Origin of the sequence: Streptomyces sp. NPDC127129 (assembly GCF_042671585.1) — a bacterium.
In the GTDB taxonomy this organism is placed as follows: domain Bacteria; phylum Actinomycetota; class Actinomycetes; order Streptomycetales; family Streptomycetaceae; genus Streptomyces.
The window spans coordinates 156319-178210 of the sequence record NZ_JBHXTV010000010.1; the positions used below are offsets into that span (position 1 = coordinate 156319).

General features: G+C 72.5%; 17 protein-coding genes. 4 read left to right on the top strand and 13 right to left on the bottom strand.

The genetic code is table 11. The features are described 5' to 3' along the window. Positions 1-314: 314 nt before the first annotated feature. Positions 315-1325 (top strand): Lrp/AsnC family transcriptional regulator, encoded by a 1011-nt coding sequence (locus ACFVGW_RS20670; protein WP_385853000.1) that lies wholly within the window; start codon positions 315-317, stop codon positions 1323-1325. 66 nt (positions 1326-1391) lie between these two features. Here ACFVGW_RS20670 and ACFVGW_RS20675 read toward each other — a convergent pair whose 3' ends face one another. From ACFVGW_RS20675 to ACFVGW_RS20690, 4 genes are all read right to left on the bottom strand, one after another. Further along, positions 1392-3107 (bottom strand): carbamoyltransferase, encoded by a 1716-nt coding sequence (locus ACFVGW_RS20675; RefSeq protein WP_385853001.1) that lies wholly within the window; start codon positions 3105-3107, stop codon positions 1392-1394. After that, entirely contained in the window at positions 3104-4141 is a 1038-nt protein-coding gene (locus ACFVGW_RS20680) for an AIR synthase related protein (protein WP_385853002.1), read from the bottom strand. The genes ACFVGW_RS20675 and ACFVGW_RS20680 overlap by 4 nt, the downstream gene beginning before the upstream one ends. 32 nt (positions 4142-4173) lie before the next feature. Further along, entirely contained in the window at positions 4174-5787 is a 1614-nt protein-coding gene (locus ACFVGW_RS20685) for a radical SAM protein (protein ID WP_385853003.1), read from the bottom strand. 147 nt (positions 5788-5934) lie between these two features. Continuing rightward, positions 5935-8064 (bottom strand): SpoIIE family protein phosphatase, encoded by a 2130-nt coding sequence (locus ACFVGW_RS20690; protein ID WP_385853004.1) that lies wholly within the window; start codon positions 8062-8064, stop codon positions 5935-5937. Between the two features lie 122 nt (positions 8065-8186). On the opposite strand from ACFVGW_RS20690, the gene ACFVGW_RS20695 reads away from it, so the two are divergent. Continuing rightward, positions 8187-8774 carry a hypothetical protein gene (locus ACFVGW_RS20695; protein ID WP_385853005.1) on the top strand — a complete coding sequence of 196 codons (588 nt, stop codon included), beginning with the start codon at positions 8187-8189 and terminating at the stop codon, positions 8772-8774. Positions 8775-8834: 60 nt separating this feature from the next. On the opposite strand, the gene ACFVGW_RS20700 is transcribed toward ACFVGW_RS20695, so the two are convergent. The 4 genes from ACFVGW_RS20700 to ACFVGW_RS20715 all read right to left on the bottom strand — a co-directional run bounded on the left by ACFVGW_RS20700 (position 8835) and on the right by ACFVGW_RS20715 (position 14079). Beyond that, positions 8835-9506, bottom strand: coding sequence for a DUF4389 domain-containing protein (locus ACFVGW_RS20700; protein WP_385853006.1), 672 nt, complete (start codon positions 9504-9506; stop codon positions 8835-8837). A gap of 105 nt (positions 9507-9611) precedes the next feature. After that, the gene (locus ACFVGW_RS20705) at positions 9612-10085 is read right to left on the bottom strand and encodes a VOC family protein (RefSeq protein WP_383223693.1); all 474 of its coding nucleotides are present in this window, start codon (positions 10083-10085) and stop codon (positions 9612-9614) included. A gap of 227 nt (positions 10086-10312) precedes the next feature. Continuing rightward, entirely contained in the window at positions 10313-11938 is a 1626-nt protein-coding gene (locus tag ACFVGW_RS20710) for a mucoidy inhibitor MuiA family protein (protein ID WP_385853007.1), read from the bottom strand. 5 nt (positions 11939-11943) lie between these two features. Beyond that, the gene (locus ACFVGW_RS20715; RefSeq protein ID WP_385853008.1) at positions 11944-14079 is read right to left on the bottom strand and encodes a DUF4139 domain-containing protein; all 2136 of its coding nucleotides are present in this window, start codon (positions 14077-14079) and stop codon (positions 11944-11946) included. Positions 14080-14278: 199 nt separating this feature from the next. On the opposite strand from ACFVGW_RS20715, the gene ACFVGW_RS20720 reads away from it, so the two are divergent. Continuing rightward, a complete protein-coding gene (locus ACFVGW_RS20720) occupies positions 14279-14821 on the top strand; it encodes an FABP family protein (protein ID WP_385853009.1) in 543 nt (180 codons plus the stop codon). 59 nt (positions 14822-14880) lie between these two features. Here ACFVGW_RS20720 and ACFVGW_RS20725 read toward each other — a convergent pair whose 3' ends face one another. Then, on the bottom strand, positions 14881-15699 hold the full coding sequence (locus ACFVGW_RS20725) for an SDR family NAD(P)-dependent oxidoreductase (protein WP_385853010.1): 819 nt from the start codon (positions 15697-15699) through the stop codon (positions 14881-14883). A gap of 53 nt (positions 15700-15752) precedes the next feature. Beyond that, positions 15753-16529, bottom strand: coding sequence for a hypothetical protein (locus ACFVGW_RS20730; protein WP_385853011.1), 777 nt, complete (start codon positions 16527-16529; stop codon positions 15753-15755). A 177-nt stretch (positions 16530-16706) separates the two neighbouring features. On the opposite strand from ACFVGW_RS20730, the gene ACFVGW_RS20735 reads away from it, so the two are divergent. Continuing rightward, positions 16707-17633: a MurR/RpiR family transcriptional regulator gene (locus tag ACFVGW_RS20735; protein ID WP_385853012.1), complete on the top strand. Its 927-nt coding sequence runs from the start codon at positions 16707-16709 to the stop codon at positions 17631-17633. Between the two features lie 203 nt (positions 17634-17836). Here ACFVGW_RS20735 and ACFVGW_RS20740 read toward each other — a convergent pair whose 3' ends face one another. From ACFVGW_RS20740 to ACFVGW_RS20750, 3 genes are all read right to left on the bottom strand, one after another. After that, positions 17837-19036 (bottom strand): cysteine desulfurase-like protein, encoded by a 1200-nt coding sequence (locus ACFVGW_RS20740; RefSeq protein ID WP_385853013.1) that lies wholly within the window; start codon positions 19034-19036, stop codon positions 17837-17839. 187 nt (positions 19037-19223) lie between these two features. Then, a complete protein-coding gene (locus tag ACFVGW_RS20745; RefSeq protein ID WP_385853014.1) occupies positions 19224-20801 on the bottom strand; it encodes a M28 family peptidase in 1578 nt (525 codons plus the stop codon). Positions 20802-20880: 79 nt separating this feature from the next. Then, on the bottom strand, positions 20881-21615 hold the full coding sequence (locus ACFVGW_RS20750) for a MerR family transcriptional regulator (RefSeq protein ID WP_385853015.1): 735 nt from the start codon (positions 21613-21615) through the stop codon (positions 20881-20883). Positions 21616-21892 lie beyond the last annotated feature (277 nt).

Consider the following 21892-nt stretch of genomic DNA (forward strand, 5'->3'; position numbering starts at 1 on the left):
TGGGAAGGAGTGGGGCCCTCGCGGGCGGGCCGGAAGGGGGCGGCGGAGACCCGGCCGGACGACCGGGTCGGTCGGGCCGTCGGACGACCGGGCCGACCGGGCCGTCGGGCGACGCGATCCGCACCACAATGTGGCCAACGCTCACCGGACCCGACAAGAGTCACGCCCACAGTCGGGGGAAGGAGACAATGGAGAAGGGGATACGGCGGATTCTGGCAGCAGCCCGCGTCCACCGGCTGGGATCGGGCATCCGTCCGCACGACCGCCGACGTGCCGTAGGGTGCCCGGCGCACCGCGTCCGAGACGGAGGGCCCATGACCGCCACCGCCCCCTCAACCGCCCCCCTGGCGCTGGACGCCGTGGACCACATGGTGCTCCGGGCTCTTCACCGCAACCCGAGGGCGCCCTTCGCCGAGATCGGCGCGTCCGCCGGGGTCCACGAACGGACCGTGGCCCGCCGCCTGGAGCGGCTCACCGCGACCGGGAGGGTCCGGTTCACCGCCGCTCTGGTGCCTGAATACCTGGGTGAGGGGGTGATCGCCGAGATCGCCGTACGGTGCGCACCGGGCCGCCTGCACGAGACCGCCCTGTCGCTCGCACGCCGCCCGGACACCCGGTCGGTCGAGGTCGCCACCGGCGATCTGGAGGTGTACGCCGAGATCGCCGCTCCTGACCACGACACGCTGCTCACCCTGATCGACTCGGCGATCGGCCGCCTCGACGGCGTCGTCGACATCCGCTCCCAGGTGGTGCTGCGGCTCCTCCTGACAGCCAGCGACTGGGCCCCGTACGACGACATGCCGACGGACGTACGGCGCCGGATGACGGAGGGCGTACCCCTGCCGGACCCGCCGGCCGTGGACGACCTGGACCGCCGCCTGGTCTCCCTGCTGGGCACGGACGCCCGCATGTCGACCACACGCCTCGCCCATGCCCTCCAGATGGGCGAGACCACGGCCCGCCGCCGGCTCGCCCGCCTGATGGCGTCCCACGTCCTGCACCTGAGGCTGCACGCGGACCCGGCCGTCCTCGGCTATCCGGTGGAGGCCCGCTTCAGGCTCTCCGTCGCCCCGCGCGGCCTGGAACCGGCGCTCCGCCTGCTGGCGCGCGAACCCGCCGTCCGGCACCTGGTCCTCACCACGGGCGCGAGCAACGTCCTGGGCTACTCCAGCCACCGTGACACCCGCGAACTGCACGCCTTCACCACCCGCGTCTTCGCGCGCCTGGACGGGGTCACCGCCACGGAGACGGCCGTCCTCATGCGCACGTACAAGCGGGCAAGCATCGCCGAGACCACGCCGGGACCGGTCGGCACCGCCCTGTGACGCTCACGCCCTGCGCCGGCGCCGACGGCCAGGGCGCAACACGCCCTGGCCGGAGAACGGGCTTCTCTACGGCGCATCCTCCGGGCGACGCGTCACGAACAGGTCCCCGAGCACGAGGCCGTCCAGGGACATGTCGGTGAGGCAGCTCAACGCCGCCTGCCACGATCCCGCGGTGGGGCGGCCCTTCAGGTTCAGCGAGGTGTTGATCAGCAGGGGCGAGCCCGTCAACCGTTCGTAGTGACGGAGCAGCGCCTCCAGGAACGCGTCCGTGCCCGCCGCCACGGTCTGCACCCGAGCCGTGCCGTTGCGGTGGATCACCGTGGGCGCGTGGTGGAGGAGTTCCTGCCGCGCGTCCACGGCGAGGCTCATGTAGGGCGACTCGCGCCCCCGCAGGTCGAAGTACCCGGCCGCTCGGTCCGCGAGGACCATCGGAGCGAACGGCCTGAAGGTCTCGCGCCTCTTGACCCGGGTGGCCAGCCGCTCGTGCACCTCGGGCGAGAGGGGATTGGCGACGACGGACCGATGCCCCAGGGCTCTGGGGCCCGCCTCCGCATCGCCCCGGTAGATGCCGAGGATGCCGTTCCCGGCCAGGGCCGCGGCCACCTGGTGAGCGAGGTCCCGTTCCTCGTGGGGGCCGGACGCCTCGAACCCGAGGGCGCGCACCTCCTCGGCCTCCGGGACCGCCGGTTCCACACCCCAGTACGGCGACGCGGGTACCTCGGCCAGCAGACCCTGCCTCTCCAGGACGACGGCCACGGCGGCGCCCAGTGACGTTCCGGAATCGCCCGGCGCCGGGGGCACGAAGAGTTCCGCGACGTTCGGAAGGTCGCGCAGTCTGCCGACGGCGACGCAGTTGGTGGCGACCCCGCCGGCGACCGCCCAGCTCCTGCCCGGTCCGGGACGCAGACCCACCAGGTGCGCGGTCACCTCCTCGACGCGCTCCTGGAGGGAGGCCGCCAGATCGGCGTGGTCCTGCGTGAGCTCTTCTCCGCGTGTGCGGCGGGGGACGGAGGCCCCCACGAACGCGTCCGTCAGCCGGTCGCCGCCGTCGCCGAACACCCGTTGTCCCACGAGGCGGGTGCTCACCCGGAACCCCTGGGGTGTCAGGGGAACCGTGCGCGCGAGCAGTGCCCGGAACCGCGACGGGTCCCCGTAGGCCGCGAGCGCCATGACCGTGCCCTCCTCGTCCCGCATCCGGAAGCCCAGGTGGTCCGTGAGCGCCCCGTACACGTAGCCGAGGGAGTCCGTGTCGAACGTCAGGGCGTGCAGATCGAGAGAGCGGGCCGCACGGTTCCAGCCGCCCAGCGAGGTGGTCGCGGCCTCTCCGATGCTGTCGACGACCAGCACGTCGCGATCGTGCCAGCCCTGCGGCGCCAGCGCCGAGAAGGCATGGGCCCGGTGGTGGGGCACCTCCGTGATCGCCGCGCACGGGAACTCGGCGGCCAGCCGTCCGAGCGTCGCGGCGTGCGCCGCGGCGATGGAGTCGTACGAGCGCACGGCCCGGCGACGGCGTTCGGGGTCCCCTGCCCTGCGCACGGCCCTCTCCCTGCCGAGGCGGTAGAGGGAGCTGTCGAAGGTGTATCCGACGGCGGTCACTTCCTCGGGTCCGAGCCCCGCTTCCGCCAGAAGCAGGCGGACCGCTTCGCCGGGGAACGCCCGGGTGTGCTTGTCGTCGACCAGCCGGTCCTCCTCCAGGAAGCCGATCAGGCTGCCGGCGACGAACAGGGCTGCCGACGAATCATGGGTGTGGGCGCACACCCCCAGGGTCACCTCGGCCGTCATTCCCCCTGCCTCCCGACGCAGGGTTCGCCCTGCCCGCGTACGACTGCTTCCGGGAGGCACGGAAGGGGGTGGTGGAACGCCGTCGACGGGGACCACCTGCGCTGCGCCACCTCGGTCTCCGTCACCGGGCCCCCGCCGTCCAGGGTCAGTTCGCCCCGGGCCGTCGTGCAGCGGCCCAGGAGCCAGGGGCGGCGGCCCAGCCGCGCGAAGACGGCCCGGATCTCGTCGAACCGTTCCGGACGAAGGGTCATGACGAGGGACAGGTCGCCGGAGGGCGGCCCCAGCAGGCACTCGACGGACACGGCTTCGGGAAGTCCTTCACCCAGCCTGTCGAGGGCGGAGCCGTCGAGGTCGATGCCGACCCCGGAGGCTCTGGCCAGATCGGCCAGGGTGAGGAGCAGGCAGTCGTTGGCGTCGATGACGGCGGTGATCGACGCGCCCTCGACGAGCAGCCGCCCGAGCTCCAGTTCGGGCACTCCGCCGAGCAGCGCGGACGCGAGCCAGCCGGGTGGCACGTCGCCCGCGGGGCGGTTCAGGTGGGCGAGCGCCGCGTTGAAGCGTCCCGGCCGGCGCGACACGACCACCAGGTCTCCCGGAGCCGCTCCGGTTCGCCCCGGCGGGAGTGCGGAGCTCCGCCCGGCGCCCCTGACCGACGTGGTGAGGGCGGTGGGGCCGAAGGTGGTGTTGCAGCCGTTCTGCACGGTCGCGCCGTTGATCCGGATCGCATGCCGTACTCCGGTGGCGATCGCCACGACCATGGTGGGGTCGGCGCTCCGGGGGATCTGGAGGTCGAGCTGGACCGCCGGCTGCGACACCCCCGCGCACGCCAGGTCCGACAGGGCCGCGTTGACCGCTCGGTACGCCCAGATGTCCAAGGGCTCGCCGGGAGGACAGTCGCCGTGGACCGCCCGGTCCACACTCGACGCGAGGCGCACGTCCGTGCCCGGGACCAGCCAGTGATCGAAGTCGGCGTCCGTGCCCTCGCCGTCCCCGAGCCCGCCGCGCATCAGTGCGATGACCTCACGCTCCCGCATCTTTGCCCCCTCGCCTTCGTCCTCCCGCGGTGCTACTGGTGGGTGTGGTGCCCGATCGAGTACGACAGTGTGCCGGGGATCGCCGCGACCGCGCCCATCACCAGGTCGCGCCCCCGCTGGGTCACCGCGTAGGCACCCTCGCGCTCGACGCGTTCGCCGCCGCCCGACAGCTCGAACAGGTCGCGCAGCATCAGCTCGTTGAACCTCTTGGTGTACTCGCAGCTTCTGCGGTCGATGGACATCTCGTCCCCATGGGCGACGTAGGCGTCGTAGGCACAGCCGTTGCCGCACATGCCACGGGCCGAGCAGCCGTCGCAGTGGGTGTAGTAGATCGGTGACCGCATCCGCCAGCGGCTGAGGACGGAATCCGAGTACGCGGTGCCGTCCAGCGCGGAGAGCGCGAGCCGGTCCATGACGAGAAACGACTTGCAGGGTCCGACCTTCCCCTTGGCGTCGAGGTTCAGGTTCGCGCCGGCCGCGGCCCCACAGTCGTGGAAGCGGTAGTGGCCCTTGACGAACGGCTCCAGCTTGCGGTGGACGAGTTCGAGGAACAGGCCCTGGTCGCGCCACTTGCGGTGGATGTCGTAGAGGGTCTGTGCGTAGTCCACACCGTCGATGAGATACGGGTAGTCCTGCTGCTGCGGTGTGGGAGGCTTCATGAAGTTCACGCCCAGGCCGGTCGGCCGGTACTCGGCCATGAACCACTCGATGATCTCGTCGGCCCGCGTCAGGTTGTGGCTGCCGAAGACGGCGGAGATGGACACCTCGACACCGTGCTCCTGAAGGATCCTGATGCCCCGGTCGACCTGCGTCCAGGAGCCGCGGTCGGCGTGGTTGGGGCGTAAGAGGTCGTGGATCTCCTCCGGTCCGTCCATCGACACGATGCACTTGGCGCCGTGGCGGGCGAGGGTCCGGGCGCGCTCGGCGGTGATCAGGGTCGCGTTGGTGCCGACGACGACCCAGCAGTTCTCGTCCGGCCGGGCGAGCCGCTGCTTCTCCTCGAGGAGGTGCTCCATTTCCGGCCAGTGCAGGGTCGGCTCACCGCCCGTACAGTGGATGATCTTGGGCTGGGCGGGCCTGGAGTTGGCGAAGAAGTACTCGACGACCTCGGTGAGCCGCGCGGTGCCGGTGGGCGCCTTCTGGGGTGCCTCGACGTTCTGGACGACCTTGCAGTAGTCGCACTTGAGATTGCAGAAGTCGGTGAGCAGGACGCGGAGCAGGGAGAAGTCCGGATCCTTCTCCACCCGCTCGGCCTCCTGGGCGGCCAGCGAGGCGCGCACGGCGTTCTTGTCCTCGCCCCGTCCCGAGACGAACCCCTCGGCCTTCATCAGGGCGAACACCGCATCGTCCACGGCTCCGTCCGCAGAGAGGGCCTCCACCGTCCTGCGGAGGTCTTCGCCGCCGAAGATCTGCCGGTGTCGCAGCGCGTGCGTCAGGCAGTACGTGCCGTCTCCGAAGGCGACGAGCTGCACGTCGTTCTCCAGCTCTCCCCGCTCCGAGGTGGCCGGGTCGGCCGGGATCTCGACCAGCAGCCGGGTCAGCGGGGCGGCCTCGGGCGGGCCGACCCGCAGTGAGCCCTGGGGGATGAAGACCGGGCCGGGCTGCGCGCCGCTCGTCGCACCACAGGAATCTGAACAACCGGACACGGTTCCTCCAGCGATCTCGGCATGCGGGCCGATCGGAAAGGCACTCGGCCGATTCGCACGAGGGTGGCACCGACCACGGGCCGGCGCCAGAGGCATTTTCGGCTAAGAGTCCCGTTTCGCGCCGACGCCCACCGGGCGCGGCCGCGGCTATGCCGGGAGGGCCTGCTTGGCCCAGATGACCTTGCCCTCGCGGCCCTGCCGGGTGCCCCAGCGCTCGGTGATCTGGGCGACCAGCAGCAGGCCGCGGCCGCCCTCGTCGGAGGTCCGGGCGCGGCGCAGGTGCGGCGCGGTGTTGCTGCCGTCGAAGACCTCGCAGGTGAGCGTCGACTGGAGGATCAGCCGCAGCCGGACGGGCGGCTTGCCGTACCGGATCGCGTTCGTCACCAGCTCGCTGACCGCGAGCTCCGTGGTGAAGGCGAGCTCCTCCAGGCCCCAGTCGGTGAGCCGCTCGGCGGTGAAGGCGCGGGCCCCGGCCACGGCCGCCGGGTCGGAGGTGACGTCCAGGGTGGCGACGTGGCCGGGGTCGAGCGCACGGGTGCGGGCCACCAGGAGGGCGACGTCGTCCGAGGGGTGGTCGGGCAGCAGCGCGGCGAGCAGCCTGTCGCAGACCTCCTCCGGATCCTCGGGCGCTCCGGCGAGGGCGGCGCCCAGGGCGGCGCGGGCGGTGTCCACGTCGTACGTACGGCTCTGGATGAGACCGTCGGTGTACAGCGCCAGCAGACTGCCCTCCGGCAGCGTCAACTGGACCGTCTCGAAGGGCAGTCCGCCGAGCCCCAGGGGTGGGCCGATCGGAAGGTCGGGGACGTCGGCGAGATCGGCGGGTGCCGCTCCGGGAGGGTGCGCCACGGCCGGGGGCACATGTCCCGCGCTGGCCAGCGAGAAGACGCGGGAGACCGGGTCGTACACGGCGTACAGGCAGGTGGCGCTGAGTTCGCCGTCGTCGCGGCCCTCCTCGCGCTGCATCCGGATGACCACGTCGTCGAGGTGGGTGAGGAGTTCGTCGGGCATCAGGTCGATGTCGGCGAAGGCCCGGACGGCCGTACGGAGGCGGCCCATGGTGGCGGCGGCATGCAGACCGCGGCCGACGACGTCGCCCACGACGAGCGCGACACGGGCACCGGACAGCGCGATCACGTCGTACCAGTCGCCGCCGACACCCGCACGCGCTCCGCTGGGCAGATACCGGGAGGCCGTCCACACGGCCGACTGCACCGCAGTGTGCCGGGGAAGCAGGCTGCGCTGGAGGGTGAGCGCGGTCAGATGTTCGTGCGTGTACTGACGGGCGTTGTCGATCGACACCGCCGCGCGGGCGGCGATCTCCTGGGCGAGATGCAGGTCGTCCTCGTCGAACCGGGCCGCGTCGGGGCCGCGGAAGAACTGCACGAGGCCGAGGACGCTCCCGCGCGCCTGGAGCGGGAGCAGCAGGACCGAGGGGAAGGCGACGTCGCCTCCCGCCTCCTGAGTCCACCACGCCGACGTGCCCTTCACCTCGCACAGGGCGGGCCTTCCCGTGGCCAGCGCGCGCGCCGGTTCGGAATCGGGCGGGAAGTGATGCGTCCGCCCCACGGAGACGGTGAACGACTGTGGTCCGGCGGGAAGCTGGGCGACGCGACGCAGGACCGGATCCTCCGCGGCCGGATGGGGCGGGGCGTCCTCCTGCAGGGCGGGCTCCAGGAGATCGACGATGACCAGTTCGGCGAAGTCCTCGGTGCCGACCTCGGCCAACTCCTCGGCGGTACGGGCCATGTCGAGGGTGCTCCCGATCCGCAGGCTCGCCTCCGCCGCCAGGGCGAGGCGCCGCCGCAGCCGCCGGTCGCGCTCCTCCTGGTACGCGGCGACCACCTGCTGCGAGCCCCGGTCGACGTACGCGAACGCCGTCCCGGTCATCCTGATCGTGGCGGCGTTGACCAGCTCCGCGTCCCCCGTCAGCCGGAGCGCCTCGGCCTGGAGCTGCTGGAGCACGCTCATGTGGCCGATCCGGTACGCGCGCAGCAGCGTGCTGAGCGAGAGCCCGCGCCGGGCGAAGGTCCGGGCGAGTTCGAGGCCCTCGGGCGGTGGCTCGGCCTCGGTGGCGTCCAGGCCGTTCTCGAGGGCGTCGAGGAAGGTCATGACGTGCCCGGCCGTCTCACTGAGCGTGATGGCGGCCAGATCCTCGTGCTCCCACAGCTCGGGAAGCTCTTCCTGGAGCCGTACCAGGATCACATCGACCGAGCGGTCCGCCCGTGGTCTGAATTCCCGGGCGAGTCGACGGAGGAACGCCTCGGCATCGGCCCTCATACGGAAAGTCTGCGGAAGGGCCGGGACGGATGCCACCGGGAGCGGACCCGGTCGATGTTGAACCGGAAACCGATGTTGTCGGTGATCCCCGGGTGTCAGTGGTGCGCTGTACGTTGCGGGCCATGGGCATATATCTGGTCAGTGTCGACGCGGCGGAGTGGTTCGGTGCGGAGGAGGACGGGTGGGGCGACGTCGCTGCGGCGCTGAACGGGGAGCTGCGGCAGCGGGGCCTGGCGCCCTATCTCTCCGTGCCCGAGGAGGCCCCCTTCGTGCGCGGCTCGGGGCAGGCGTTCGAGGAGAAGCTCATCCCTCCCATGGACGGCTTCAGCGCCCTGTGCGAGGCGCACCTGACACCGGAGGAGTTCGACACGGTCTGCGGCTGGTCGGTGCTGGTTCCGTTGTCGCTGGACGAGGAGATCCGGCTCCCGTTCGAGACCGGCTACACGGAGTCGACCGTCGTCGCCGGCGCGCCTCAGGTGCTGGCCCTCGCGGAGAGACTGTCGGCGGCCGTCGCCCTGCCGGCCGAGACCCCGTCGATGTGCGACAACCTCGACCTCACCACGTGGTTCATGGACGGAGCGGCGAAGGAGCTGGCCGCGACCCGGCCGGGACCGTGGGGCGAAGACCTGGACACAGCCTTCTACGTCGCCCTGTACCTGCGCGCCGCGCAGCACTCGATCCGCCGCGGCTGCCCGCTCGTCTACTCCTGATCCGCACCCCGACATCCGCCGTCCGGCCCGGGGCGGGCCCTTCCCGTCGGCGCCCGGCGGTCAGCGGTCCTCGACCGGCCAGGGCTTGACCGGGGTCTCCTCGCCTCCCTGGTCGAGCCGGAACGGCGGGTAGGCGTCCGTCATCAGGAAGGCGTAGGCCGCCACCCGCAGGACCCAGCGGTTCAGGCCGACCACCAGGACGAACAGATCCCGCGGGTACCGGCCGGTGAAGGCGAGGGCGACGGCCGCGATCAGGGTCAGCAGCGACGTCAGGCCGCCGCTCCACCATCCCGCCCGCATCCCGCCGGCGAAGAAGGCGATCACCAGGTACTGGGGGATGGCGAGCAGCCACCACTTGACGAGGACCAGACCGCGCGAGAGACGCTCCGGGTACGCGATGTCCAGCCGTGCCGGGTAGCCGGGCTCCGGGCCCAGGCTGAAGGGCGGGTAACGGTCGGTGGCCAGGGCGCTGTACGAGTAGAAGGACACCCGCCAGGACCAGCGCAGCACCCCCAGATTGAAGTCGAACAGGGCCCGCGGATAGCGCTCGGTGAACAGGATCGCGAAGAACGCGATCACGGTCACGATCAGGAAGCCGATCCAGAGGAAGATCAGGACGATCCAGTGGGGGATCACCAGGACCCACTTGACCAGCCACAGCCAGCGCGACAGCGGGGTGTCCAGCCGGGCCGTCACCGTGACCGGAGGGTAGGAGGTCCGGGAGCCGTCCATGATCGTCACTTCCTCGCGTCAGCTTCCCTCACCTCCATGATCGCGCCGTTCCGCCCTGCGGCCCACCGGGAGCGCCGCCCACGGTCCTGCCCGTTTCTGTACCGGTCAGGTCTTGTCCGCCGCGGCCAGCAACGCGGCGATGTCGAGCTTTCCCATGCCCAGCATCGCCTTCATCGCCCGCTGGGCGCGGGCCTCGTCCGGGTCGGCGATGAGCTCCTCCAGGACGGACGGGACGATCTGCCAGCTCACGCCGAACCGGTCCTTCAGCCAGCCGCACGGGCCCTCCTCGCCGCCCTCGGACAGCCTGGACCAGTAGTGGTCGACCTCGTCCTGGTCCGCGCAGTCGACGAGCAGGGACAAGGCTTCGTTGAAGGTGAAGTCGGGCCCGCCGTTGAGCGCGGTGAACTCCTTCCCGTCCAGGACGAAGTCGACGGTCATCACGCTTCCGGCCTCGCGGGGGCCCGCCTCGCCGTAGTAGGAGATCCTCCTGATCTCCGAGTCGGGGAAGACCGAGCAGTAGAACTCCGCGGCCTCCTTGCCCTGCGTGTCGAACCAGAGGTTGGGCGTGATCCTGGGCATCGCGGACTCCTGGGTCTCGTCGGGTGCGCTGCGGCTCTCATGGGTACGACCGTCGAGCGGCCCGGAAATCATCGCTCCGGAGCCGCCCGAATCCGCGCAACCCCGTCGTGACCCGCTCCGTGGCGGCTCGGGCACCCGGGCCGCCCGGGGGGCGGCTCAGCGCCCGCCGCTCGGAGCCCCAGGCCCGCCGGTCGCCCCGCGCCCGCTCGGAGTCCCGCGCCCTCCGGTCAGAGCCCTGTGACCTTCGAGCTCGCCGACAGTTCGTAGACCAGCGTGATCGTGCGGCGACCGCCCGGCGGGAGCGCGACCTCCCAGCGGGCGATGCCCTCGGCGTCGACCGCGTCGGGCGGCGGGGAGCACGCGTCCTTGTGGAGACGTACCTCCACCGCAGAGACCTCGGAGACCGGGAGGCGTTCACGCACTGCGACCACGCGCTCGCCCTGCTCCCCGGGGGCCGAGAACCGTGACACGTGCAGGCGCACCGTGCGGGTCACCACGGTGCGCTGGGCGAGCCCGGTGGTCTCGCGGGACTCCTCGGACCGCCTGACCACCCGGTAGTCGTCACTGCTGCCGAACGTGAGCTCCACCGGGGCGCCGACCGCCGTGAAGTCCAGCGTTCCGCGCCCGCTGAACCCGCTGCCGCGGACCAGGTCCACGGGCCCGGCGAGCAGCACGTGGCCGGAGCGGTTCTCGCACCGCACCACCTGCGTGACCAGCGGGGACAGCTCGGGGGAGCAGGCGTACTCCTTGCGCGCGGCCGTCGTGAAGGCCGAGAGCGGCACGCGGTGGGCGCGGCCGTCGCCGGGCACCGACACCGGCGCGGGGGCGCGCAGGACCCGCGCCTCGCCGCCGTCGTCGACCCCCGGCAGACCGAGTACCGGGGCCGCGGGCCCCAGGTCGCCGATCTCCTCCTCGCGCAGCTCCACGTCGACCGTACGGCGCTCTGCCGCCGAGCGGTCCGTGAGCGTGAGCCGGTCCTCACCGAGCCGCGGCGGCTCCGTGGCCGAAGCCGAACGCGCCGTCGACAGGGTCAGCCGTACGTCCGTCCAGTCCTCGCCGGTGCGCTGCCAGACCATCGCCTCGGTCTCCAGCGTCAGGGAGTCCCCGTCGAGTACGGCGCGGTACGCGGGCCGCCACAGCGCACACGGGGTGAGGTGGCTCAGCCGGAGCCCGGCGGGCCCCGCGGCCGCGGCCTCCACGGTCAGCTCGACATGGCCGACCAGCTCGGCGGGCTCCTCCTCGGAGAGGTTCATGGCCCGCTGGGCCTCGCCCAGTTCGGCGGCGAGCTCGGCCGACCTGGCGTCGACGGTGCGGAGTTCCTCGCCGTGCGCGTCGCGTTCGGCGTCCACCCGGTCCAGTTCGCGGGTCCAGCGGTCCCGCTCGGTCTCCCCGGAGCCCGCCCCCTCGCCGATGTCCCGCAGCAGATCCGTGGCGAGCCGGCCGAGCAGGCCGAGCCGGGCGTGCAGCCGTTCGCGACGTTGCGCGAGAGTGAGCCGCTCCTCCTCGAGGGCGTGGACGCGGTGGCGCAGGGCGGAGTCGTCCTCGGCCGAGGGCAGCGGCGCGCGGGGCGTCCAGCTGCGGACGATCCGTACGTCGAGCACGCTCGCGGGGTGGTCGGCGGTCAGCTCGGCATGGAGGGTCCGGTCGACGGCGAGCGCGCTGACCGGCCCGAGACGCAGGCGCTGGACTCCGGCCCGCAGGTCGAGCAGGGCGGTGCGCTCGACGTGCGCCCGGTCTTCGAGGCAGGTGACGGCGGTGACGGGGAGGGCGATCGGGGCGAGGGCGGTCGCGGGGACGGGGCTCGTGGGGACGGCGTTCGCGGGGGATGCGATCGGCTTCGGGGCCGTGGACATGTGCGTCAGCTCCTGCGGTTGCCGCCGGCCAGGGCCTTGCCGGCCGGGATGCGGATCTCGTAGCCGCCGTCGAGGGCGGTGGTGGCGCCCGCCGGGAGGTCGACCCGCCAGACGCGGCTGCCCGGTGCGTGGCGGTCCGGCCCGGTGTCCTCCCCGGGCGCCGACCAGTCGGCCCGTTCCTCGATCCGTACGTCGGCCTCCGAGGTGACCGGCACCCGCTCGCGGATCTCGACGGTGACGGGCCGCGCGAGCCGGTTGGCCAGCTCCACGTGGACCTGGTGGGCCAGCACGGTGGTGTTGTTGCGCAGACCGGAGGTCGACTCCTGCAGGCTCGTACGGCGGGTGACCCGGATGCCCTCGGCAGGGCCGAGCCCCACCCGGCGGACACCGCCGGGGGCGAGCGTGGGCAGGGCTGCGGTCAGCAGGAACTCGTCGTCGACGGTCACCTCCACCGGCCCGGCCAGGAGGGCCTGGTCGGTGGCGTTGGAGAGCACCAGCGTCCCGTACACCGTCTGCTCGACGGACGGCACGCAGAGGTACTCGGTGCGCAGACCGACCGGGATCTCCCCGACGGTGACGGTGTGCCAGGTGCCGTCCGAGGGGATGTCGGCGCGGGCGGCGGCGTCGAAGCGGTGGTCGAAGGAGCCCGCCGACTCGCGGGGGCGGACGGCGTGACCCGGCAGCGGCAACGCCGCCACCGCCTCGGCCCGGCGGCGGTGCTCGGCCGCCAACGGGTCGAAGGAGGAGTCGGGGAACAGCCTGCCCCGGCGACTGCCCGGCTCGTCCGGGCCGCACAGGACGAGGGCGGCGTAGTCGAGCTCGGCGCCGCTCGGCTGCGGTGGACCGGCGACCGGAGCGGGGGCGGGGGACCGTGGCGGCGGGGGCCCGCCGGGTGCGGCGGGTGCCATGGGTGCGGCGGCTGCCATGGGGGGAGGCACCGGGGCGCCGCCGAACCCGCCGCCCGTACGCGACCGGGCGCTCGGCGGAGGCCCGCCCGGCTGGACGGGGGCGGGCATCCCGACGCTCAGCGTCTCCGGGGAGGAGGAGCCGTACGCGCCGCCGGGCACCGGGAGCGCTCCGGGCGGCTGTGCACCGTAGCCCTGCGCGGCGGGCGCCGGGGGAGGCGGCAGCGGAACGGAGACGGTCCCGGCGCCGCCCGCGACGGCCGCGGAGGCGGCGGGGCGGGGGCCGGCCGCCTGGTACCCCGCGAACAGATCGGCGAGCCCCGCCGGGGGCTCGCGCCAGCCGGAGGGCGCGGGGGCGGGCTGACGGCGTCCGATGCGCAGGGAGCGGAGCTTCGGCAGGTCGGTGCGGCGGCGCAGATCGGCCGTGGCCAGAGCGACGCGTACGCCGGTCCAGTCCTCGCCGGTCCGCTGCGCGACCGAGGCGCGCAGCACCAGGCGTCCGCCGCCGTCGCCCTGACGGTGTGTGAGCCGGTACGCCGGCACCCAGACGGCGCCCGGAACCCCGTACTCCAGCTCCACCTCCACGACCGCCCGGGCGCCCGCGTCGGCGTCGTCGGAGCCGGCGGTGTCGAGGCTCAGGACCGCGGACACGGTCGTCTCCACGTACGCGGACGACGCGGCGGTGGAGGCGCGGGCGTGCCGGTCGTGCGCGACATCGAGTGCGTGCTCGACGTCGCGCAGGGTCTCCTCCAGCTCGACAAGACGGCTGTGCAGCCCCGTCAGCCGGTTGTCGACGAAGTCGGCGAGTTCCAGCCACGCATCGGCCGGGGTACGGCGGTGCGGGTCGTCGCGCTTGCGGGCGGGCGGGACCGGGTGGAGGGCCTTGATCTCCTCGATCAGGCTCAGTTGACGGTCCCGGCGGGCCCGGGCAGCCGCGTACGCGTCGCTCAGCCGCTCCACCTCGCGCCGCAACTCGTCGGCCGTGCCGCCCGTGGCATCCGTGCCGAGCGGCTCGGCCTCGACCTCCACCCGGGCCTCCGTCACACGGACCCCGGAGGCGCCGAGGACACGGGCCCGCAGCGAGCCCGGGTCGAGCGAGCGGGGCAGTCCCGTCACCCGCACCCGGCCGTCGGCCGGCACTTCGCCCCTGGCCAGGCGGCTGCAGAGCGCGCCCTGGGCGTACACCACGACCGCATCCAGGGTCGATTCCCACCGCTGTGCCCGCTCAGCCGCCATGTGCTCCCGCCCCCGTCGCGTTCCTGCCGGTCGAAGCCTACGCCCGGGCGGCCCCGCGCGTCCGCCCCGGACCGGGAAGACCCTTCCGGCGCCTCGCGCCCCGACGGCGGAGCGGCCGCGTCCTCCTAAGCTGCCGTCCGGCACCGGCCACCGCACCGGCATCGGTGCCGGCATCCGCCACGATCCAGGAGCGCGCATCATGTTCGACCCCGCCCGGAAGTACCCGTTCCCCGACGCCCTGCGACCGGACGAGGCTCCCGCAGCGCACCCGCAGCTCGCGCCGGTGACCGGCCTGCTCGGTACCTGGTCCGGCGAGGGCCGGGGCGGGTACCCGACGCTCGACGAGGAGTTCACGTACGCGCAGGAGGTCACCTTCAGCCACGACGGGCGCCCTTTCCTCCACTACGAGGCACGTGCCTGGCTGCTCGACGCGGACGGCGCCCCGCTGCGGCCGTCGGCCCGGGAGAGCGGCTGGTGGCGCATCCAACCCGAGGGACGCGTCGAGGCGTTGGTCACCCAGCCCACGGGCATCGCCGAGATCCTCGTCGGGCGGGCCGGCGCCGGCACGGTCGATCTCTCCAGCCACGAGGTGGCGCTGACGCCCACCGCAAAGGAGGTGAACGGGACGCGCCGCCGCTACACCCTGGTGGACGAGGGCACGCTCGACTTCGTCCACGACCTCGCTGCGGTCGGACAGCCGCTGCAGCACCACCTGTCGGTGCGCCTGCGCCGCCGCCCCTGACCTCACGTCAGGGAAGCAGCTGCCGACCTCGCCTCTGGGGAACCGCTCCTGACACGAGGTCAGGCGTGAGGGCCCCGCGGCTCGATGCGGAAGTCGAAGGCCAGCGTGCCCGGGTCGACGGCGGTCACGCCGCCGTCGACGGTGAGCACCGCGCCGTTGACGAAGGAGGAGGCGGGCGAGAGCAGCCAGGCGATGGCCTCGGCGACCTCGCGCGGCTCGCCCGGACGCCCGGCGGGCAGGACGCGGGTGACCTCCTCGTACGCGGCGTCGACACCTCCGGTCCCGAGCCCCGCCTCGTCGGCGAACCGGCTCATCCGGCGGTCCGCCATGTCGGTGCGCACCCAGCTCGGGCACACGGTGTTGGCGCGCAGTCCGGCGGCCCCGTAGTCGACCGCGAGGGAGCGGCAGAGCTGGAGCAGGGCCGCCTTGGAGGTGGCGTACGCGGCGTTGCCGACGCCGTTGCGCAGGGCCGAGACCGATGCGACCGCGACCACCGCCCCCCGGGCGTCGAGGAGATGGGGGAGCGCGGCGCGCAGCAGATGGAACGGGCCTGTGAGGTTGGTCCGCATGACCGCCTCCCAGTCCTCCGGTGTCACCTCGCCCACACCACCGCCGCGCCCGATGCCGGCGTTGAGGACGAGCCCGTCGAGCCGGCCGTACTCCTCGACGGTCGCCTCGACGAGCGCGCGCACGGCCTCGGGGTCGCCGATGTCGGAGGGAAGGGCCAGGGCGCCGTACTCCTCCGCCACGAGCCGGAGCGGCTCGGGGCGGCGCCCGGAGACCGCCACGTGATGGCCGGCCTCCCGCAGGAGACGGGCGGTCGCGGCGCCGATGCCCGTCCCTCCGCCGGTCACGAGGTACACGCGCTGATCAGCCATGGTCGTCGAAGCCTCCGTCGTCCGCCGTCGTCCGCCGTCTCGTCACGATCGTTTCACGGCTTCCGGCCGCCCGGACGGTCGGCGTAGTCCTCGACCAGGCCTGCGATGAGCGCGTGCAGGGCGTCGGCCCGGTGGCGGTCCTCGCTCTGCTCCCGCAGCGCGTGGTCGAGCGCCCGCAGTCCGGTCAGGGCGTCCGGGTCCCGGTCCTTCACCCGGTCGAGCAGCGGTGTGGTGACCAGGTCCATGCACGCGGTGAACAGGAGCCGGGTCGCGGGCGTGGCGGGTGCCGGGTCGGGGGCGGCGAAGCCGGTGGTCAGAGAGGTCGCGGGGTCGGTCAGACTCCAGCCGACGACGGTCCCGTCCTGGATCAGCAGCGCCACGTCGCGGGCGATGCCGACGCGGGCCTCGAGCGGCCGGTCGAGGACGCCGAGGTCGCGCAGACAGGTCAGCGCGGTGTCGCCGGGCGCGCGGCAGAGCTCCGCGGTCACCTCCAGACGGAAGTCCCGCGCCTCGTCCGCGAGCAGGCCGCCAGGCCGGGCGGTGGGCGTGGGAGGAACCCGCGCGGAGTCCTCGGCGTCGGCGACCCGGGAGGGCAACTGGAACTCGGCGCCGACCAGTTCCCGGCTCCGCGCGTCGAACCGGAGCTCGTCGGGGGTGTCCCAGAGCCACGGACCACTGCCGAAGGTGTCCCTCAGGAACCGCTCGCGCTCCTCCACGTCCGCGTACGCCGCGACGCGGACCCGCTGGTCGGCGAAGTCGAAGCGCGGAGCGACGCGCAGCGGGCCGCCCTCCACCGTCGCGGTCCAGCCGTCGTCGAGGGTGAGTCTCATGGGGGAATCCTGCCCTTCACGACATCGGTGTGGGCACTCGTCCCACCGGGGTCGGTGGGTGCGCCGCCGAGCGCCTTCCCTCCCGAGCCGCCCTTGACGCCCGCGCGCGTCCGGGCCGGTCAAGCCCGGCCCGTGTGAACTATCTTGGGCAGCAGTGGGACGAGAAGGAGGCACCCCGTGCCATCTGGGCAGCAGGCGCGCGCACAGGCAGCCGCGATCACACCGGGCAGGCGCTCGTCGGACGCGGAGGTCGCTTCTCCCGCCGAGCGGGTGCGGGCACTGTTCGGCGGGCACCGGCTGTCCCCCGGGCAGCGGCGCATCGCCCAGTTCCTCATCGACCACCTCACCGAGGCCGCGTTCCTGTCGATCACCGAGCTGGCCGAGCGCGTCGGTGTCAGCCAGCCGTCCGTGACCCGGTTCGCCACGTCGCTCGGGTTCAGCGGGTACCCCGCGCTCCGGGAGGCCCTGCAGCCGATCGCGCTCAGCGCGATCGCCGGCGCGCCCGAGGAGGCGGAGGAGAGGCTCGGCAACGAACTCCAGTCCGCGGTCGACGCCGAGATCGAGAACCTGACCGCCCTGCGGCGGGTGCTCGCCGACCCCGACCAGATCCTGGAGATCGGCCGCGAGCTGGCGCGGTCCGTCCCCCTGACCGTCGTCGGCCTGCGGATCTCGGTCACGCTCGCCGAGTACTTCGCGTACGCCGCACGACGCATCCACCCCGATGTGCGGGTGGTGACGCGGGGCGGCAGCGTCGCCTACGACGGGCTGCTCCAGGCGCGCGAGGCGGGCGGGACGTGGGTGCTGGCGTTCGCGATGCCCCGGCACGCCAACGAGACCCTCGCCGTCGTCCGGGCCGCCCGCCGCACCGGGCTGCGCGTCGTGCTGATCACGGACCTGGCGCTCGGCCCCCTTGTCGACGAGGCCGACGTGGTGTTCACCGCCGGTACGGGGTCACGGCTGGTCTTCGACTCGTACGCGGCGCCCGGCGTGCTCTCCGCGGCCCTGCTCCAGGCCATGGCGGACGCGGATCCGGAGCGGACGCAGCTCCGGCTGGAGAAGTACGAGCAGGCGGCGGAACAGCACGATTTCTTCCTGGACGACTGACCGGCCGCTGATTTTCATGCCCTGAAGGTGCATGAAATTTTTCATGCACCTTGCTTACTCGACGGTATATATATTTACTGTGGGTGCCCCCACGGGCCCGAACAGAACATGCGGGTCGCCCCCTCCTCCTCAGACCCCCTGTTTTTGAACGGCACGGCGGCTCCGGTCAACCCCTGGGCCGGAGCCGCCGCACACTCGTCATGTCAGAGGAACGAAGCGAGACCGTCGAGCAGGCGGTCCACGTCCTCGACCGTGTTGTACGGCGCCAGACCCGCCCGCAGCGCCGGGCCCTCCAGCTTCAGCGCGGTGAACGGCTCGTACGCGTAGAACTGGCCGGCGGTGGCCAGGACGTCCCGGGCCGCCAGATGGATCTGGGCCTCGCGCTCGTCCCGTCCTTCGAGCGTCATCAGCAGCGTCGGAGTCCGGTCCTGGGCCTTCGAATGCAGGGTGACGGCGTCGCCCAGGGCCCGGAGCCCCTCCTCGAGCCTCGTACGGAGCGCCAGCTCGTGCGCGTGCAGGGAGCCCCAGGAGTGTGCGAGCCGCTCCCTGCGCGTGACCCCCTCGCCCGGGTCCACCTCGGCGAGGAAGTCCACCGCCGCGCGGGCGCCCGCCAGGAGCTCGTACGGGAGCGTCCCGAACTCGAAGCGCTCCGGTACGTCGTCGGAGGAGGGCAGCAGCTTGTCGGGGCGGAGGGTGTCGAGGAGCTCCGGCGCTCCGGCGAGGACCGAGCCGTGCGGCCCGAGGAACTTGTACGACGAGCAGACGAACAGGTCCGCGCCCAGCGCCGGGACGTCCACGAGGTGGTGCGCCGCGTAGTGCACCCCGTCCACGTACAGCAGGGCGCCGGCCGCGTGGGCCAGGTCGGCGATCCGGCGGACGGGCGGCTTGGTGCCGAGGACGTTCGATGCCGCGGTCACCGCGACCAGCCGCGTCCTGGGGGAGAGGGCGCGCTCGTACGACTCCAGGTCGATCTCCGCCGTCTCCGGATCGATCTCGATCCAGCGGAGCGTCACGCCCGCGTGCGCGGCGGCCTGGACCCAGGGGCGGACGTTGGTGTCGTGGTCCAGACGGCTGACGATGATCTCGTCCCCCGCCTTCCACCCCTTGGCCAGGGTGCGGGAGAAGTCGTAGGTGAGCTGGGTGGCGCTGCGCCCGTGGACGATGCCGTTCGCGGGCATGTTGAGGAAGTCCGCGTAGGCGGCGCGGAAGTCCGCCACGGACCGCTCGGCGTTGAGCTCCGAAGGGCTGACCGTCCCCCGGTTGGAGAGAGGTCCGGTGAGCGTCGCCGCGATCGCGTCGCCGACGGGGCGGGGGGTCTGCGTACCGCCCGGCCCGTCGAAGAAGGCGAGGCCGTGGTCGAGGGAGGGGAAGTGGGCGCGGAGGGCGGTGACGTCGAAGGCCATGGCGTCTGCTTTCTGTCCGGCGACGGGTGGGGCGACGAGGTGGGGCGGCTGTGCTGTGGGCTTGCCTGGGAGCGTGGTGCCCGGTGGGGCACCGCCCCCGGTGCGTGGCGCCTCGTGGTTTGGCGCCGCCCGGTGCCGGGTCCGTCGGTCGGGACGCCGGCACCGGGGGCCTGGACTCTGCGCCGTACTACTCGGTCACGCCGTGGGCGCCGGACCCGCGCGGGCCGGTGACGCCTGCGGTGACGCCGGGGGTCGCGTCCGCGGCCGTCCGCGCGCCGGCGGGCTGTTGCTTCAGCCCGCTGATGTCGTGCGCGTACGTACCCACCGCGTTGGCGATGACGTCGATGTTGCGGTCGAAGACCGCCATTCCGACGTTCCGGAGGGTGTCGCCGGCCGCGTGGTAGTTCGGGTCGAACGCGACCCCCGCGGTACCGCCGAACTTCTCGGCCTCGGCCTGCGTCTTGAGCGCCTCGGCTCCGGAGAACGTGCCGCCCGAAGGGATGCCGGCGTCGAGGAACGGGCCGTAGTCGAAGCGGAAGACGAACGGCGTTCCGGCGTGCGGCAGGCCCTGCTTGCCGAGGAACGCGGTGATGTCCTGCTCGAGCCGGGCGGAGCCCGCAGGGGCGGCCTGCGTGTTGGCGCCGTCCGAGTTGTCGCCGTCGTAGACGAACATGCCCCCGTTGGTCGAGGAGATGAGCTCGAAGTTCAGATAGAGCTTGATCTCCCGCTTGTCGAGCGGCGTCAGGTTCGCGACGTAGTGGTGCGAGCCGACCAGGCCGCTCTCGGCGGCCGACCACCAGGCGAAGCGCACCTTGTTGCGGGGGCTCTTCTCCTTCGCGGCCAGCTTCAGCGCGACGTCGAGGAGTCCGGCCGAGCCGGAGCCGTTGTCGTTGATGCCGGGGCCCGTGACCACCGAGTCCAGGGAGGCGCCGAGCATCACCGTGTCGGCCGCGTTGCCGCCCTTGGTCTCGGCGATGACGTTGTTGGTGGAACGATTCTCCTGGAGCTGGCGGATCTCGAGGGAGAGCTTCACCGGGCCGCCTGCGAGGTCCGCCGTGAGCTTCTCGCCGTCCGCCTTGCTGAGACCGCCGGTGGGTATCTTCGCGGCGGCGGGGTCGCCGAGCGTGCCCGAGAGGGGGCCGTAGCCGGCGTCGATGTTGTTGTAGATGAGGGCGCCGATCGCGCCCGCGGCCGCGGCCCGCTCCTGCTTGACGGCGAAGGCGCAGCCGCCGCGCTTGATCAGCGCGACCTTGCCGGTGAAGGCGCCCGGGGCGTAGTCGCCGGGCTCGCAGCCCGTGGTGCCGTCCGCGTCGACCGGAACGGCGGCCAGCTCGGCCCCGACCCCGCCGACCGGTGTCGACTTGGTGTACGTGAGGGCCTTGATCTCGATGTCACGCGGGGCGGGCGTGACGGTGGAGAGCTTTTCGGCCAGCGTCTGCGTGTAGACGAAGGAGAACTTCTGGTACGAGACGTTGTACCCGGCCTTCTTTAACTGCTGGTAGACATAGGCCGCCGAGGCGTCGTGCCCGAGCGAGCCGGCGACGCGGTGGCCGCCGGCCGAGTCGGCTATCGCCTGGAACTTCTGCAGGTGCTTGTAGGCGTCCTTGGCGGATGCCTCGCGGACGAGCGCCTTCGAGAGCGCGGCGGCGTCCTTGCCCGGCCTGTCCTGCTGGGAGGAGGCGGGTGAGGCGGAGCCCAGCAGGAGCGGGGTCGCGAGAGCAGCTGCGGTCAGGGTGGCCGCGGCTCTGCGAGGTGATGCGTTCACAGAGGTCCTTCCCGGTGCGAACGATGTTGAGGGGAAGCTAGCGATCTCTGGGGTGTTCTGTGAACACATGTGCCAGAACTCACTTTATTTCATGCACAGTTGTGGTGATCTCGTGGAGCCGGGGTGGATGGGCGTCCGGCGTCGCCTCGGCCGGAGGGGAGTCCGCCCTGCTGCCGGGGCCCGCCTCGCGGGGGGAGGAGTGTTCCGTTCCGCTCCCTGCCGACGCCAGGAAATGCTCGTGGGCGAGCCGGCGCAGCGCGGACACGGCGATGTCGCCGAGTGCCGTCACCGCCACGAGACTTGTCGCGGCGCTTTCCGGGTGGCCCTGTTCGCCGAGAATTTGCACCTCGAGCCGTGCGATCCGCTCCAGGTGTTCGGCATACGCGTGGAACAACCGTGGAATTTCATGGTGACCGAGCGATGTGCAGGCGATGGTCACCTGGCAGAGCGTCTGCCAGGCGGGGTTGTCCGGGCTCACCTGCCAGCCCCAGCCCCGGATCAGGTCGGACACCCTGGCCTGAGCCCGTTCCCACTCCAGGTCGTGCGAGGCGGAGCCGGGGGTGGGTAAGGCGTACTGCGTGATGCGGAGCAATTCGCTCGCCGGTGGTCGTTCGTCCTCGACGTGCCTGACGAGTCTGCGTACCTCGGCGTGCGGAAGTCCACCGATGTTCAGAAGCGCCTTTACCAGTGCAACCCTGCGTACATGTGACTCATCGTATTCGGGAAGTGTGGGAAGGAGATCGAGGTCCTGATAGGAACGGAGTGTGCGCACCGGGACTTTGGTCCTGCGGCTCAGAGCGGAGAGCGGAGACATATTCCACCGGGATTCGGTCGGATACTGGGGACGATGTGCTTCGCGGCCGGACTGGGAATTCCGGGTCGCGGTGACCCTATGCGGCTCGAATGCAGGGGCACAAGCGCGGTGATGGTCGCGGTCGGGGAGTTGGCTCAAAGGGGAGTTTCGCTGTCCCGGGGGAGATGCGTCTCGTCGCGGAGCCTTCCGGACGGCGGCGGGTCCGGGCGGAGGACCGATCGGCGCGGGTGCCCCCGGTTCGGCCGGAAAAAGCTGTTGACGTGCCTGCCGGGAGGGT

What these genes read in the sequence shown, in the direction of transcription:
- ACFVGW_RS20695 (WP_385853005.1), top strand. Translation starts at nt 8,187, where the DNA reads ATGGGCATATATCTGGTCAGTGTCGACGCGGCGGAGTGGTTCGGTGCG.
- ACFVGW_RS20675 (WP_385853001.1), bottom strand. Translation starts at nt 3,107, where the DNA reads ATGACGGCCGAGGTGACCCTGGGGGTGTGCGCCCACACCCATGATTCG.
- ACFVGW_RS20740 (WP_385853013.1), bottom strand. Translation starts at nt 19,036, where the DNA reads ATGGCCTTCGACGTCACCGCCCTCCGCGCCCACTTCCCCTCCCTCGAC.
- ACFVGW_RS20700 (WP_385853006.1), bottom strand. Translation starts at nt 9,506, where the DNA reads ATGGACGGCTCCCGGACCTCCTACCCTCCGGTCACGGTGACGGCCCGG.
- ACFVGW_RS20720 (WP_385853009.1), top strand. Translation starts at nt 14,279, where the DNA reads ATGTTCGACCCCGCCCGGAAGTACCCGTTCCCCGACGCCCTGCGACCG.
- ACFVGW_RS20750 (WP_385853015.1), bottom strand. Translation starts at nt 21,615, where the DNA reads ATGTCTCCGCTCTCCGCTCTGAGCCGCAGGACCAAAGTCCCGGTGCGC.
- ACFVGW_RS20725 (WP_385853010.1), bottom strand. Translation starts at nt 15,699, where the DNA reads ATGGCTGATCAGCGCGTGTACCTCGTGACCGGCGGAGGGACGGGCATC.
- ACFVGW_RS20670 (WP_385853000.1), top strand. Translation starts at nt 315, where the DNA reads ATGACCGCCACCGCCCCCTCAACCGCCCCCCTGGCGCTGGACGCCGTG.
- ACFVGW_RS20705 (WP_383223693.1), bottom strand. Translation starts at nt 10,085, where the DNA reads ATGCCCAGGATCACGCCCAACCTCTGGTTCGACACGCAGGGCAAGGAG.
- ACFVGW_RS20730 (WP_385853011.1), bottom strand. Translation starts at nt 16,529, where the DNA reads ATGAGACTCACCCTCGACGACGGCTGGACCGCGACGGTGGAGGGCGGC.
- ACFVGW_RS20690 (WP_385853004.1), bottom strand. Translation starts at nt 8,064, where the DNA reads ATGAGGGCCGATGCCGAGGCGTTCCTCCGTCGACTCGCCCGGGAATTC.
- ACFVGW_RS20715 (WP_385853008.1), bottom strand. Translation starts at nt 14,079, where the DNA reads ATGGCGGCTGAGCGGGCACAGCGGTGGGAATCGACCCTGGATGCGGTC.
- ACFVGW_RS20680 (WP_385853002.1), bottom strand. Translation starts at nt 4,141, where the DNA reads ATGCGGGAGCGTGAGGTCATCGCACTGATGCGCGGCGGGCTCGGGGAC.
- ACFVGW_RS20710 (WP_385853007.1), bottom strand. Translation starts at nt 11,938, where the DNA reads ATGTCCACGGCCCCGAAGCCGATCGCATCCCCCGCGAACGCCGTCCCC.